The 13,579-nt window shown below is 63.2% G+C and carries 13 protein-coding genes and 2 pseudogenes; 8 read left to right on the forward strand and 7 right to left on the reverse strand.

Annotated features, from left to right (window positions below; all coding sequences use genetic code 11):
* Positions 1–10 precede the first annotated feature (10 nt).
* Positions 11–448 carry a MarR family winged helix-turn-helix transcriptional regulator gene (locus tag P0D96_RS03200; protein WP_408176879.1) on the reverse strand — a complete coding sequence of 146 codons (438 nt, stop codon included), beginning with the start codon at positions 446–448 and terminating at the stop codon, positions 11–13.
* Between the two features lie 226 nt (positions 449–674).
* Between P0D96_RS03200 and P0D96_RS03205 the strand changes: the two genes are divergently transcribed.
* The 3 genes and pseudogenes from P0D96_RS03205 to P0D96_RS03215 form a co-directional block, all read left to right on the forward strand.
* Entirely contained in the window at positions 675–1,352 is a 678-nt protein-coding gene (locus P0D96_RS03205) for an FMN-dependent NADH-azoreductase (RefSeq protein WP_408311589.1), read from the forward strand.
* Positions 1,349–1,780: a cupin domain-containing protein gene (locus P0D96_RS03210; RefSeq protein WP_408311592.1), complete on the forward strand. Its 432-nt coding sequence runs from the start codon at positions 1,349–1,351 to the stop codon at positions 1,778–1,780. Before P0D96_RS03205 ends, P0D96_RS03210 begins: the two co-directional genes overlap by 4 nt.
* 119 nt (positions 1,781–1,899) lie before the next feature.
* Positions 1,900–2,115 (forward strand): annotated as a pseudogene (locus P0D96_RS03215) (phosphatidate cytidylyltransferase); the annotation flags it as partial.
* 63 nt (positions 2,116–2,178) lie between these two features.
* Here P0D96_RS03215 and P0D96_RS03220 read toward each other — a convergent pair.
* From P0D96_RS03220 to P0D96_RS03230, 3 genes are all read right to left on the reverse strand, one after another.
* Positions 2,179–2,994 carry an N-acetylmuramoyl-L-alanine amidase family protein gene (locus P0D96_RS03220; protein ID WP_408311595.1) on the reverse strand — a complete coding sequence of 272 codons (816 nt, stop codon included), beginning with the start codon at positions 2,992–2,994 and terminating at the stop codon, positions 2,179–2,181.
* A 287-nt stretch (positions 2,995–3,281) separates the two neighbouring features.
* Entirely contained in the window at positions 3,282–3,653 is a 372-nt protein-coding gene (locus P0D96_RS03225) for a hypothetical protein (RefSeq protein WP_408291324.1), read from the reverse strand.
* Positions 3,654–3,764: 111 nt separating this feature from the next.
* A complete protein-coding gene (locus tag P0D96_RS03230) occupies positions 3,765–4,337 on the reverse strand; it encodes a TetR/AcrR family transcriptional regulator (protein ID WP_408311598.1) in 573 nt (190 codons plus the stop codon).
* 144 nt (positions 4,338–4,481) lie between these two features.
* Between P0D96_RS03230 and P0D96_RS03235 the strand changes: the two genes are divergently transcribed.
* Both P0D96_RS03235 and P0D96_RS03240 read left to right on the forward strand, forming a co-directional pair.
* Positions 4,482–6,353 (forward strand): glycoside hydrolase family 15 protein, encoded by a 1,872-nt coding sequence (locus tag P0D96_RS03235; RefSeq protein WP_408311601.1) that lies wholly within the window; start codon positions 4,482–4,484, stop codon positions 6,351–6,353.
* A gap of 117 nt (positions 6,354–6,470) precedes the next feature.
* Positions 6,471–7,823: an MFS transporter gene (locus P0D96_RS03240; protein ID WP_132374600.1), complete on the forward strand. Its 1,353-nt coding sequence runs from the start codon at positions 6,471–6,473 to the stop codon at positions 7,821–7,823.
* Between the two features lie 318 nt (positions 7,824–8,141).
* Here the strand turns inward: P0D96_RS03240 and P0D96_RS03245 are convergent, their stop codons facing one another.
* Positions 8,142–10,646: a penicillin-binding protein 1A gene (locus tag P0D96_RS03245; RefSeq protein WP_408311604.1), complete on the reverse strand. Its 2,505-nt coding sequence runs from the start codon at positions 10,644–10,646 to the stop codon at positions 8,142–8,144.
* A 170-nt stretch (positions 10,647–10,816) separates the two neighbouring features.
* On the opposite strand from P0D96_RS03245, the gene fabV reads away from it, so the two are divergent.
* On the forward strand, positions 10,817–12,013 hold the full coding sequence (gene fabV, locus P0D96_RS03250; protein WP_408311607.1) for an enoyl-ACP reductase FabV: 1,197 nt from the start codon (positions 10,817–10,819) through the stop codon (positions 12,011–12,013).
* Between the two features lie 45 nt (positions 12,014–12,058).
* Here the strand turns inward: fabV and P0D96_RS03255 are convergent, their stop codons facing one another.
* Positions 12,059–12,697: a TetR/AcrR family transcriptional regulator gene (locus P0D96_RS03255; protein WP_408311610.1), complete on the reverse strand. Its 639-nt coding sequence runs from the start codon at positions 12,695–12,697 to the stop codon at positions 12,059–12,061.
* A 101-nt stretch (positions 12,698–12,798) separates the two neighbouring features.
* Between P0D96_RS03255 and P0D96_RS03260 the strand changes: the two are divergent.
* A pseudogene (locus P0D96_RS03260) lies at positions 12,799–12,972 on the forward strand (darcynin family protein); the annotation flags it as partial.
* 1 nt (position 12,973) lies between these two features.
* Positions 12,974–13,102 (forward strand): darcynin family protein, encoded by a 129-nt coding sequence (locus tag P0D96_RS03265; RefSeq protein ID WP_408311697.1) that lies wholly within the window; start codon positions 12,974–12,976, stop codon positions 13,100–13,102.
* Positions 13,103–13,132: 30 nt separating this feature from the next.
* Here the strand turns inward: P0D96_RS03265 and P0D96_RS03270 are convergent, their stop codons facing one another.
* Entirely contained in the window at positions 13,133–13,513 is a 381-nt protein-coding gene (locus P0D96_RS03270; protein WP_408311612.1) for a hypothetical protein, read from the reverse strand.
* Positions 13,514–13,579 lie beyond the last annotated feature (66 nt).

The following is a 13,579-nucleotide window of genomic DNA, read 5'->3' on the forward strand; positions in this document are numbered from 1 at the left end:
CTGGCCTCGCCTACTCGGCGAGAAACTTGTTCAGCAGACGGCGAAACTCCTCGAACTCGGCTTTCGTAAACCTCTTCAGGCGCCGGTTCAGCACCACCGGAGCGATCGAAGGAAGCTGCACGGCGATCGCGTTGCCCTCTTTTGTCAACTCGAGGTTGACGACGCGGCGGTCTTCGATGCTGCGTGAGCGTTCCAGCAACCCCCTGGCTTCCAGCTTGTCGAGCATGCGCGTCATCAGGCCGGTGTCGATGCCGAGCAGCCGCGACAGTTCGAACGGCGTGGTCGCGACGTTCCAGTGCACGGACAGCAGAATGCCCATCTGCTGACTGGTGATGTCCAGATCCTTCAGCGCAGTGTCCATTTCAGTAATCAGCAAGTTACGTGCTTTGTTGATCGAGAAACCCACGCTCTGCGTCAGGCTGAAATTTTCCGGCGTGTAATGGTTCATTCATGCCTCCTGTTCGATGGCTTGAACTTTATCTGCAAAGTCAGATATTGTCAAAGATCGATTTCGGCATATGACTGTTTCAGTCACGCGCACAATCGCGCCTCTTCGCGGCTACCGACAGCGTGAAAAGTGGTCACCTTGAATTAGCCAAAACCGGTCATTTCACAAAGCCAGTCGAGCCTTTAATCTGCCCTCACGCTAAATCACCAATGGAAGGACGGAAACCATGAAGATCATGCACGTCGACGCCAGCGCCAAACGCGAGCGATCCAACTCACGCGCGTTGAGCCGCTATTTTCTGGAACGCCTGCGCGAAGAAGGCGGGCAGTTCGAAGTCGATTATCTGGATGTGACGATCGACACGCCGTCGCACGTCACTGAGGATTTCGCCATTGCCACCTACACGGCCGCGCCGGATCGCACGCCTGCCATGAAGGCGACGCTGGCCGGCTCGGATGCGCTGTGCCAACGCCTGCTCGCCGCCGACGCGTTCGTCTTCGCCATGCCCATGTACAACTGGTCGATGCCCTCCGCGTTCAAGGCGTTTATCGACAGCGTCACGCGTACGGGCCTGACCTATGTGAACGCGGACGACGGCCGCGTGGTTGGTCAGCTTTCACGTCAGAAGGTGCTCTTCATCACGAGCCGCGGCGCGGATTTGCGTCCGGGCTCGCCTTACGCAGGCATGGATGCGCTCACGCCCTCACTGAAGGCTGCGTTCGGCTTTCTCGGCGTCGCTGATCCGACCTTTGTCGATGCTCAGCCGCTGCAGTTTGCCGATCCCGAAGCGCGTACCGAAGCGCTTCGGCGCGCCCGTGCCGAACTCGACGCGGTGGCGTCGGGCTGGGCGTCGTCGGATTCGAGCAAGGAAACCCAGGATCTCTTGTCAGGAGTTACAGCATGAAAATTCGCACACTGATCGCGGCGGCCACACTCGCCAGCCTTTCTATTCTGGGGACCTCGCAGTCCGCATTCGCCGCTGACACAACCGCGCAGCACGAGACGATCACGCCTGCGTTCGCCGAGGCGATCGCCAACGTGCCCGGCAAGACGATCACGGCGCTCGTCGTCGACTATGCGCCAGGCGCCAAGTCGCCGTCGCATCGGCACGGTCAGGCGTTCGTGGTCGGCTATGTGCTGTCGGGCGCGATCCGCAGCCGCGTGAACAACGGCGAAGAACGCGTCTACCATGCCGGCGAGCACTGGACCGAGAAGCCCGGCGTGCATCACACGGTCAGCGAAAACGCGAGCGATACCGAACCGGCGAAGCTGCTGGCGATCTTCGTGGCTGATACGAAAGACAAGAATCTTGTTACGTTCGACAAGAAGTGAATCGGGATTGACACGAACGTGTGAGCGGCACGCAGGTGAGCACGGGGCTTTTCAAGCCCGAGTTGCCTGCTTGCCGGCTCCGCCGCATTGGCGCTCACACCGGCTGCCGCCAGCCGCCGCCGTTCAGTTTCGGCGCGGCGTTTCTGATGTCGCTTGCGATCGTGCTGGCGGGTTTTGTCGGCGGACTGGTGCTCTCGGCCGTCAAGCGCTCGCTCGGTGCGAAAGACTGGGGCGCGATGATCGCGGGGCACGGCGGCGCGCTCGACCGCGTCGACTCGATCTGTTTTGCCGCGCCGGTGTTTTTCCACCTCGTGCGTTATCTGTACGTGCCGTAACCGAAGGCCGTTCTGGACCTTTACGCGTTTCGTCCTCGCCGCCGCGCGCGGACTCGACGCGCGTCAGCGGCAAGCCTCGATGCCCTTGCTGATCGCTTGCGCGATACGCGCGATGGTCGCCGGATTGCGCAGCCGGGTTTCCTCGTCGGGGTTCGCGATCACGCCGGCTTCGACGAGCACGGCGGGCATCGGCGCGATTTTCAGCACAATCAGATCGTCGAAACGATGAATGCCAAGGCGCTGATCCAGCAATGGCCGGTTCTCCCCTTTGATCGGCGTGGCGTGATACAGCGAGGGCTTTTCCCCTGCGGCCAGCATCTGTTCGCCGATGGCCTTCGCGCAGCGCAGGCTCTCTTCGTAATGCGGATTCAGTTGCGACACGAAGATCGCGTAGCCGCGATAGTCGCGGCGACGCCCCGCATCGATCCATGCCTGCTGCAGCGAGTCATGGTGAATCGACACGAACAGATCGGCGCCGGGCGAATGCGTCGAGCGATCCTGCAGCGCGATCTCCTTGCCGTCGGCGGAGGTGCGCGCGACGTGATCGCCATACGCTTGCAGGTCTTGCGCGACAGCCGCGCTCAGATCCAGGTTGTAGAGATATTCGACACGACCGCTTGCGCCGGTCGCGCCCGGCCGCTGCGGCGTGTGCCCGGTGTCGACGACGATATAAGCCGCTTCGCACGGAACGGCGCCCAGCGCCGCGACGGTAAAGCTGGCGAGCAGCGCGCGCCGTGTCCATGCGGCGTAACGCGAGGCGATAACCGCATGTTTCTGTCGTTTCGACGCCGTGATCACAATCGAATCCTTTTTATTGAGCTTCGGCACGCGGACTTTTGAAATGCCGGATTGCCTGCGAGTACTTGCGATTGCCTTCATTCAGCGCGCCGGCATTCATAAACGATGATATTCGCGGCGGTCTTAAACTAGAATGTTCGATACGTTTTTTTCGGCGGGAATGATCAAGCGGGATTTTAATCGAGCGAGTTGCTCTGCGGTTAATTTTCACTTGCACTGTATCGGGTCAGTGCGCCGCAGTTGTTAATTTTTACTGTGGCAATGGGTCGCGAATAACGCGGCCGCGAATCTTTCTTTCCGTTTTCAAAGTTTGAAAATCAAAGGCGATCCAGAATTTACCGCACTCGGCTGGCCGATCGGGCTCGGCGCTAGAACTTCGGATGACATTCGAAACTCATGGACGACCCGTGCTCCGTCAGCCCTTGGACGCCGCTGACGGTTTCCGTCGTCACGCTGGTCTGCATACCGCGACGCTCGCAGTAATCGCGCGCCTCGTTCATGGCGTGCTCGTGCGCGCGGGCCCAGGCGAGGCGTCCGCCGGTTGCGCTTGCCGCGACCGTATAAGTATTGGCTTTGCTGGTGGCGACCACGTCGCTGGAGCTGGCGCAGCCCACGAGGCTCGCGCACGCCGCCACGGCCGCAATGAAGGCGCGCGCCCGTCTCGACAAAGCGTTTCGCGCCACGGGCGCGCCGGTTGCGCCCTCCCGTTCGGGCATGCGGCCTGCGACAGTATTGAACATGTATCACCTGCACATTTTTGCGGATTAACCAATCATGAAATTATCCGCAATCACGCGTAAGAGATCAGCCTCACCATCTGAAAACACTGTTGCTGGCGCCTAAACAATCGCTCAGGACGACGCCACCTTGCTCCGGCTCAGCATCAATTCGACCGCCTGCCAGGCGCGCTTGGCTGAAGACGGATCGTTGAACGCGCGCGCTTCGACCGTCGCGCCGTCGAGCAGCATCATGCACACGCTGGCGAAATGCCGCGCCGTGTCCGGCGGCAAGATGTCGCGCAGGATCTCGTCGATCCAGTCCACCATTTTTTCGCGGTAACGGATCGCGACTTCGGAGACCTTCGGGTAGGACGTGCCGAATTCGGCGAGAGCGCGCTCGAACAGACAACCGGCGAACTCCGGCGTGCGGAACCAGGCTTCGTACCAGTCGAATATCGCTTTCACGCGCGCAAGCGGTTCGCCCACACTTTGAACACGCTGCCCCACGCTTTCGACGATGTAGTCGTAGCGCTGTTCCAGCACTTCCCTGACGAGATCGTCCTTGCCCGCGAAGTGCCGGTACAAGGTCATTCTGGCGACGCCCGAATCGTCGATGATCCAGTCCACGCCGACAGGGTGAAAGCCGTGCTTCGAGAAGAGTTCGGTGGCCTTGTCCACGACCTGCTGGCGCTTGCTTTCGCGCATCGATAGCTCCATGAATTCCGCCCGCATCTTAACATTCGGCGGCGTTCTTCATGCGCCGTACGGCCCGCGCGAACGGCGCGGCACAGTCGTTGCTAAAGGGTTTCGTGTGAGCGCATCGCGGCTCGCTTCACGGAGTGTGCAGACATGCCCGATCACCGACCTATCCCACCGAGACCGGCACTGCCGACCGACGCGCGCGGCATGATCGGCAACATGAAAACCACAGCGCTCGTCTCGCTGCGCGGCTCGATCGACTTCATGTGCTTTCCGCGTATCGACTCGCCGGCCATTTTCGCCGGACTGCTCGAGCCGTCGCGCGGCGGCGCTTTCTCGATCGAACCGACGTTCGACACCGCCAACGTCAAGCAGATGTATCTGCCCGACACCAACGTTTTGCTGACGCGTTTCATGACGCCCGAAGGCGTGTGCGAACTGATGGACTTCATGCCGGTGCCCGAGGACGGCAGCGGCGCCAGCGCCGACGCGCCGCTGCCCAACTGCGTGATCCGCGTCGTGCGGGTCGTGCATGGGCGCATGGCGTTCAGGATGCATTGCGAGCCGCGCTTCGACTATGCGCGCGGCGCGCACACGGCTCACATCGATAAGGAAGGCGCGGTGGAATTCCACGCCGCCGCAGACGCTGGCATTGAAGGCGGCATGCAATTGCGCCTGAACAGCACCCTGCCGCTCACGCTCGACGACGGCGCGGCGCACGCCGAATTCGAACTGCGCAATGGCGAGTCGGCCGGCTTCGCTTTCGGCGATGCCGAAGGCTTGCGCGAAAAGTCGTTCAATTGCGAAGCGGCGCTGACCGATACGATCCGCTTCTGGAGAAGCTGGTCAGCGCAATCCACGTATCGCGGCCGCTACCGCGAAGTCGTGATGCGCTCGGCGTTGACCTTGAAGCTGCTCAGTTCCAGCGAGCATGGCGCGATCGTCGCCGCGCCGACTTTCGGCCTCGCCGAAGCGCTCGACGGTTCGCGCCGCTGGGACTACCGCTTCACCTGGATTCGCGACGCCGCGTTCTCCGTGTACGCGCTGCTGCGCCTCGGCTATACCGGCGAAGCGCGGCATTTCATGACGTGGATTGCCGGGCGCAGCCGTCATTGCGACTCGGACGGCTCGCTGAGCGTCATGTACGCCGTCGACGGCAAGGTGCCGCCTGAAGAAACCGAAATCACGGCGCTGTCGAACGAAAACGGCGTGGCGGGCGTGCCGCTCATCGGCAACGCCGCGCGCGATCAGATCCAGCTCGACGTGTACGGCGCGCTGCTCGACGCGATCTATCTGTACAACAAGTACGGCGCCGCGATCTCGCACGACGGCTGGCACGACGTCACGCGCACCGTCGACTATGTGGTCGAGCACTGGCGCGAACCGGACCACGGCATCTGGGAGTTCCGCAACGGCCTGCGGCCCCTGCTCCATTCGCGGCTGATGTGCTGGGTCACCGTCGACCGCGCGCTGCGTCTCGCGGACAAGCGTTCGCTGCCCGCGCCGCTCAAGCGCTGGTTCGACACGCGCGACGCGATCCACGCCGATATCCACGAGCACTTCTGGAACGAGGAACTGAACGCGTTCGTGCAGACGCCGGATTCGCAGCGGCTCGATGCATCCACGCTGATGATGCCGCTCGTGCGCTTCATCGGCCCAACCGATCCGCGCTGGCTCGGCACACTCGACGCGATCGGCAGCGAACTGAAAGTGGACCCGCTGATCTTCCGCTACACGCGCGGCACGAAACTCGACGGACTGCCCGGCATCGAAGGCGGCTTCAGCGCCTGTTCGTTCTGGTATGCGGAAGCGCTGGCGCGGGCCGGACGCGTCGATGAAGGCCGCCTCGTGTTCGAGAAGATGCTCGCGTATGCGAATCACGTCGGCCTGTTTTCCGAGGAAGTGGCCACCAGCGGCGAGGCGCTCGGCAATTTTCCGCAGGCCCTCACGCATCTCGCGCTGATCAGCGCGGCTTATCAGCTCGACCGCAACCTGGACAAGGTTCACGTTCCGTGGACCTGAGCACGCAGCATCGCTCGCATCGCCGACAGCGCAAAAATCTTCCGGAATCGGATTTCAGCGTCTAGTCTGTAACAACACCATTTAAACCAGCCGGACGCTGAACCGGAGGAGACATCGATGGAGCTCGAAGCACGCACTATGAAACGCGTAACGGTTCGGCTCGTGCCGTTCCTGATCCTGTGTTATTTCATTGCCTATCTCGACCGCGTCAACGTCGGCTTTGCTGCACTGCAGATGAACAAGGCGCTCGGCCTGTCCGCGAGTGCTTTCGGTTTTGGCGCCGGGATTTTCTTCATCGCCTATTTTTTCTTTGAAGTCCCCTCCAATCTGCTGCTGGAGAAATTCGGCGCGCGCCGCTGGATCGCGCGGATCATGTTCACGTGGGGCATTCTCGCGGGCGCGATGGCGTATATCCCAGATATTGCGCGCTTCACGGGACTCTCCGCCGCGCACGTGTTTTACGGACTGCGCATTCTGCTCGGCGTGGCCGAGGCGGGCTTCTTTCCCGGCATCATCTTCCTGCTCACGCTGTGGTTTCCGGCGGCGTATCGCGGTCGGGTGGTCGGCTATTTCATGGCGGCGATTCCGCTGTCCACCGTGATCGGCGGCCCGATCTCCGGCGCCTTGCTGTCGATGGACGGCTTCGGCGGACTGGCCGGCTGGCAATGGGTCTATCTGATCGAAGCCGCGCCCGCGCTGGTGCTCGCGTTCGTCGTGCTCTACTACCTCACCGACAAGCCCGCCGACGCCACCTGGCTCGCCGCCGAGGAACGCGGCTGGCTGGTCGCGCGCCAGAAGCAGGAGCGCGCGCATCGCGAAGCGGTGCATGCTTTCAGCGTGAAAGAAGCACTTTTCAATCCGCGCGTGCTTGCCGTCGCATTGATCTACTTCGGTGCGAACGCAACCAACTACGGACTGAGTTTCTTTCTGCCGCAGATCGTCAAATCGTTCGGGCTCACCAATCTGCAGACGGGCTTCGTGACGTCGCTGCCGTATATCGTCGGCGTGATCAGCATGGTGTTCTGGGGACGTCACTCGGACCGCAAGCTCGAACGCAAACGGCATGTGGCGATTGCACTACTGGTGGCGGCGGCCGGCATCGCGGCGGCGGCCGGGCTCGACAATCCGGTGCAGAAGATGATCGCGCTGTCGATCGCCGGGTTCGGCATCTTCGGCTGCCTGCCGGTGATCTGGACCTTGCCAGCCGCGTTCCTGTCAGGCGCGGCGGCGGCGGGCGGTATTGCCGCGGTCAACTCGCTCGGCAATCTGGCGGGCTTCTTCGGACCGTACGCGATGGGCTGGATCAAGGACAGCACCGGCGGTTTCGGCGCCGGTCTGCTGTGTCTGTCGGGCGCCGGTCTGGTTGGAGTCGCGGCCGTGCTATTGCTGCATCACGATGCTTCGCTCGAAGCGGGAGCGGGTTTTTCGGACCCTGACGTGGCGAGCGGGAGCGAGGCGGTGAGGTCGTAGGGGCCTGGTGCCGCGGCTAATGCGGATTGCGTGGACCGCCGCATCCGTGGGAAAGCGCGGCGCGCGCATCCGTGCCTCTGGAAAGAGATGCGTCGCTCAGACGCATTTGTGGAAAATGCCGCGCGAGTTGAGCCGTGCTTATGGAAAGAAACCGCACGAGCGCAGCCACGCCTGCGGAAAGCGCCGCGAGTCTTGTCGCGCTGGCGAAAGCGCCGCACGAACTCAGCCGCGTCGATGGAAAAGCGCCGCACGAGCTCAGCCGCGCCTGCGAAAAGCGCCGACCCGGCTCAACCGCGCAGCGCGGCCAGACCACACCGCTCACGGCGAGCCGCGTCCGCCCGTCGGCGTTTCCGGCAGCGCGTTAGCCGGACTGCCGGCATCCGGCGGCACCACATCGTCCGGCGTGGGCGTCGGCGCCAAGGCCGGCTCACCGCCGCCGCGCGCTTCACCGTCGACCGCCCCGCTCGCCGCCACCGGCGCGGAACCCGGCGCCGGCAGCATCGGCGGTTGCGGCAAGGTTCGCGGCTCCGCCACCGCAGCCGACGCCGACGGCGCAACTGACGGCTCGACCGGCGTAGCAGCCGGCGCACGACGCGTCGCGCTGCGCGGCACAACCGGCGCCTCCTGCTTCGCCGGCGACTTCGCGAAGAGGTTCTGGAACCAGCCGCGCAAGCGCTCCGAGCGTTCGGCGAACCAGCCCGGTTCCTGGTCGGTCGCGAATTTGACGCGGCTGTCCACCAGCCTCGAACGCTGCGCGCGCTGGAAGAAATCGCCCACGATGGGCAGCGCGCTGTGCGCCCCTTGGCCCCAATAGTCGCTGCGCAAGGTCACGCGGCTGTCGTTGAACCCGACCCACGCGCCCGCCACGAGCTGCGGATGAATCAGAATGAACCAGCCGTCCGCGTTGCCCTGCGTCGTGCCGGTCTTGCCCGCGACATCGCCACGCACGCCGAAGCGGCTGCGAATGCTCGAGCCCGTGCCGCGGTTCACCACGTCGCGCATGACGTCGATCAGCACGCGGTCGGCGTCGGCGGACAGTTCCTGTTTGGACGGCGCCGGCGCGAACTCGGCCAGCACTTCGCCTTTGCGGTTCTCGATGCGCGTCACCATCACCGGCTCCACATAGCCGCCGAGGTTGGCGATCGTGCCGTAGGCCGAGACCATTTCCTTCAGCGTGACTGGGCTCGTGCCGAGCGCGAGCGACGGCACCGGGTCCAGTTCGCTATCGCGCACGCCCATCGCGCGAGCGAGGCGCGCGACCTTGTTCGGGCCGACCGTCTCCATCAGTTGCGCCGTGATCCGGTTGCGCGAATACGCGAGGCCGTCGCGCAGGCTGATCTTGCGCTCGCTCGGCTCGTCCTCGTCGCTGGGACGCCAGACTTCGCCGCCTGCCAGCGGAATCTCCACGGGCTTGTCGACGAAGGTGTCGGCGGGTTTCGCACCCGACTCGAAGGCCGCCGCGTAGACGAACGGCTTGAAGGTCGAGCCCGGCTGGCGCCGTGCCTGCTGCACGTGGTCGAACGGGTCCTGGCTGAAGTCGCGACTGCCCACCCACGCCCGGATCTGGCCGTTGCGCGGGTCCATTGCGAGAAAGTCCGCCTGCACGCGCGTTTTGGATTCGCAAACCGACTTGACCAGATCGCGGTCGGACGAGACGCGCTTGAGCGCGTCGTCATCGCTCAGGCCGGCGTCTTTCGCGGCGCGGTAGTCGGGTGTTTCGCGCAGGAAGGTCTGCAGAAGATCCTTGCCGTTCGAGCAGCCCGCGCGGGTGCCCCACGCGGAATTGGCGATGCCTTGCAACTGATTGCCCTGCAACGTCACGGCCTGGGTCGCCATCGTCTGCAGACGCGAATCGATGGTGGTGCGCACCACCAGGCCGTCGGCGTACATGTTGTAGTCGTTGCGATCCGCCCACGACGCCAGCCACTTGCGCAATTGCTGCGCGAAATGCGGCGCGGCTCCGGGCGGCTCGGTCTGGCGCTCGAAATCGATCCGCAGCGACCGGCGGCTCAAAGTCGCGTAGGCCGCCGGCGTCAACTTGCCGTACTTGACCATCTGCCCGAGCACGGTATTGCGCCGCTGCAACGCGCGTTCGGGATTGAGCACCGGGTTGTAGTAGCTGTTGCCCTTGAGCATGCCGGTGAGCGTGGCGCTTTCCAGCACAGTCAGATCGGAAGCCGATTTGTCGAAATAGGTGCGCGCGGCCATCTCGATGCCGTAGGCGTTGTAGAGGAACGGCACCGTATTCAGGTAGGTTTCGAGAATCTCGTCCTTGGTGTAGAGCGCCTCGATCTTGAAGGCCGTGATCGCTTCCTTGAGCTTGCGCGTGAGCGTCGGCGCGCGGCCGATCTCGTCGGGATACAGATTGCGGGCGAGCTGCTGGGTAATGGTCGAGCCGCCCTGCCGGTCGCCGGAAAACGTATGCAGCGCGGCCGACGCCGTACGCCGCCAGTCGAGGCCCCAATGCTCGTAGAAGCGGTGATCTTCGGTGGCGATCAGCGCATTCACCACGTTGGGCGAGATGTCCTTGAGCTTGACCCACTCGCGGTTGGAAGGCTTGAATTCGGCCAGCAGCTTGCCGTCCGCGGAAAGAATCTGCGCCGGCTGCTCGATCTTGGCCTTGCGGATATCGCCGATGCTCGGTGTGAACGGAATCAGGATCAGCACATACAGCACGAACAGCAGCGGAAGCGCCGCGCAAGCCTTCAGCACGCCGCGGCGCGTAGGATGGCGCAAGTGCCACAGGGCCTGCGCGACGAGCGGGTTCGCGAGAGTCAGCCCTTTTTCAAGGGCCGCCAGAAATGAGGGGATGAAGCGCTTCACACTAGCTTACCGTCGGCTTGGAAAGGCGCAATCCTACCAAGATGCGCGGCAGCGGCCGATTTTTTGCCGCGAACGCGCTGCAAGCGCCTCGCAATCCGCCAAACCGCCGCGGCGCGCCCGCAACAATCGCGGCCCACTATAATGTCGCCAATTCCGACAAGAGGTGCTTCATGATCATCAAACCGCGCGTGCGTGGCTTCATCTGCGTTTCCACCCATCCGACCGGCTGCGAGGCCAACGTCCGCGAACAGATCGACTACGTCAAGGCACGCGGCCCCATCGCCAACGGCCCGAAGAAGGTGCTCGTGATCGGCGCATCCACGGGCTACGGCCTTGCCGCCCGCATCAGCGCGGCGTTCGGCTCGGACGCCGCCACGCTCGGCGTGTTCTTCGAGCGCGCCGGCAGTGAAACCAAGGCGGGCACGGCCGGCTGGTACAACACCGCCGCCTTCGAGAAATTCGCCACGGAAAAAGGCCTGTACGCGACCAGCATCAACGGCGACGCCTTCTCCGACGCAGTCAAGCAGCGCACCATCGAAGTCATCAAGCGCGATCTGGGTCAGGTCGATCTGGTCGTCTACAGCCTCGCCGCGCCCAAGCGCACGCATCCGAAAAGCGGTGAAGTGTTCAGCTCGATGCTCAAGCCGGTCGGCCGTGCCGTGAATCTGCGCGGCATCGACACGGACAAGGAAGTCATCAAGGAGACCGTGCTCGAACCCGCCACCCAGCAAGAAATCGACGACACCGTCGCGGTGATGGGCGGCGAAGACTGGCAGATGTGGATCGACGCCCTGCTCGAAGCCGGCGTGCTCGCGGACGGCGCGAAGACCACCGCGTTCACCTACCTTGGCGAGAAGATCACTCACGACATCTACTGGAACGGCTCGATCGGCGCGGCCAAGAAGGATCTCGACCAGAAGGTGCTGGGCATTCGCGAGAAGCTGGCGGCCAAGGGCGGCGACGCGCGCGTCTCCGTGCTCAAGGCGGTCGTCACCCAGGCCAGCTCCGCGATCCCAATGATGCCGCTGTATCTGTCGCTGCTCTTCAAGGTCATGAAGGAGAAAGGCACGCACGAAGGCTGTATCGAACAGGTCTACGGCCTGTACAAGGACAGCATGTACGGCGCGGCGCCGCATCTCGACGACGAAGGACGTCTGCGCGCGGACTACAAGGAGCTCGATCCCGAGGTGCAGAACCGCGTGCAGGAACTCTGGACTCAGGTGACCAACGACAATATCTACGAACTCACTGATTTCAGCGGCTACAAGACCGATTTCCTGCGTCTGTTCGGCTTCGAAATCGCGGGCGTGGATTATGAAGCGGACGTCAATCCGGACGTGCAGATTCCGAAGCTCGTGCAGGTCTGATGAAGCGCGGGGCCTTGGGTGGCCCCGCTTCTGCCTCTTGCGCCGCTAAATCGCGTCGCCGTCCACCCTCCTCGACTGCGCCACGTAGCCGTCCACCGCGCGCATCACACGCACTTCCAGCGCGGCCGCGTCACGCTCGTCGCGCTCACCCGCCTGGTCGACCATGCCGCGCACGATCGCCAGCAGATCGCGCGCGACCAGATCCACATCGTCGAGTTCCGGCACCTGCGCCTTTTCCGTCAGCGCGCTGACCAGCGCCGTATGAATGGTGTCGGCGATGCGTTGATTGCGCTCGTCGACCGGCAAGCGGCGCTCCTCGGCATCGATGATGCGCGCCAGCACCGGCCTGCGCATCTGATGCGCGACGGACGCGCGCACCATCGCCTGCACGCTGTCACGCGAGTTACCCAGTAACGACGCCGCCTCGACGTCCACCACCAGTTGCGCGGTTTCGCGCTCGATCAACGCAACGGTCAACGCGTCGCGATTCGGAAAGTATTGATAAAGCGAGCCGATGCTGACGCCGGCCCGCTCCGCGACCGCGTTGGTGGTGTAGCCGTCGAGTCCGCGTGTCTCCAGAATGCGAGCCGCCGCTTCGAGCACGGTCTCGACGGTTTGCGCCGAACGCCGCTGAAGCGGCGCTTTACGGGGCTTCAGACGCTGCGTGGAAGCTGATCTGGCCATGTCCGGAATGCAAGTTTCAAATGTGAGTATTCGCTCGTATTCTAATCCTGTTTTCGCGAAAACCCCATTAGCCCTTCGACATTCAACAGGACTCGAGCCTCATGACTTCATCTGCCAAAGCCCCCGTACTGACCGTATTCATGCTCGTCAAAACGACGCCCGAATGGCTCGGCTTTTCCGTCGACGAACGCTTCCGTCTGCTGGCCGAACACGTCGAGCCGATCCTCAAGCGTCACGCCGACGAAGTCAGCATGCGCTTTTACGACATCGAATTTTATTCGGCGTCTCGCGCAAGGCTTCGACCACCCGTTCTGGGACCGCTACTTCGACATCGTGGAGATTCTGCCGGGCGTGGAGAACGCCTACGCGAAGAACTACGACCGCGACGCGCTGACGGCGGCCTGAGCCGCGTCGGCCGCGCCGTCACGATCCACTTCAGCAGGGAAACGCGGCCTGGAGCGAACGAAGAATCGCCAGGCCGATCGGAAAGTCGTCCGAAATGCCCGGGTGATTGTTGAAGAACTCGTCGAGCAGCGGATAGACGTTCTGGTTGCCAATGGCGAGATTTTGTGGCGGGCAGAAGAGCGGCGGCTTCTTCTTCGATACCAGCTCGCCGTTGGCCCAGCCGAACGCGTTGATCGTGCCGGTAATGTACGCGGCGAAGACCGAGTTGTTATCGGCATGCGCCCATTTCTTATACTGGGCGGCCGTCATCTCGGCGCTCGCATTCAGAGTGAAACACGCGGCCACAAACGCCAGCGCAACTTTCGATACCCGCATCATGGAACCTTCAATCGGTGTCGCAAAAGCGGCCATTGTAGGTGAGTCGGGGCGTACCGCGCAGAAGCGCTTGCATGAGCAGGAATCCGTAAACATCGCATA

It is taken from the genome of Paraburkholderia sp. RL17-347-BIC-D, assembly GCF_046027915.1.
GTDB lineage: Bacteria > Pseudomonadota > Gammaproteobacteria > Burkholderiales > Burkholderiaceae > Paraburkholderia.

Coding starts and splice junctions, on each gene's coding strand:
- P0D96_RS03240 (WP_132374600.1), top strand. CDS start 6,471: ATGGAGCTCGAAGCACGCACTATGAAACGCGTAACGGTTCGGCTCGTG.
- P0D96_RS03230 (WP_408311598.1), bottom strand. CDS start 4,337: ATGCGCGAAAGCAAGCGCCAGCAGGTCGTGGACAAGGCCACCGAACTC.
- P0D96_RS03220 (WP_408311595.1), bottom strand. CDS start 2,994: ATGAAGGCAATCGCAAGTACTCGCAGGCAATCCGGCATTTCAAAAGTC.
- P0D96_RS03255 (WP_408311610.1), bottom strand. CDS start 12,697: ATGGCCAGATCAGCTTCCACGCAGCGTCTGAAGCCCCGTAAAGCGCCG.
- P0D96_RS03210 (WP_408311592.1), top strand. CDS start 1,349: ATGAAAATTCGCACACTGATCGCGGCGGCCACACTCGCCAGCCTTTCT.
- P0D96_RS03225 (WP_408291324.1), bottom strand. CDS start 3,653: ATGTTCAATACTGTCGCAGGCCGCATGCCCGAACGGGAGGGCGCAACC.
- P0D96_RS03235 (WP_408311601.1), top strand. CDS start 4,482: ATGCCCGATCACCGACCTATCCCACCGAGACCGGCACTGCCGACCGAC.
- P0D96_RS03200 (WP_408176879.1), bottom strand. CDS start 448: ATGAACCATTACACGCCGGAAAATTTCAGCCTGACGCAGAGCGTGGGT.
- fabV (WP_408311607.1), top strand. CDS start 10,817: ATGATCATCAAACCGCGCGTGCGTGGCTTCATCTGCGTTTCCACCCAT.
- P0D96_RS03270 (WP_408311612.1), bottom strand. CDS start 13,513: ATGGCCGCTTTTGCGACACCGATTGAAGGTTCCATGATGCGGGTATCG.
- P0D96_RS03205 (WP_408311589.1), top strand. CDS start 675: ATGAAGATCATGCACGTCGACGCCAGCGCCAAACGCGAGCGATCCAAC.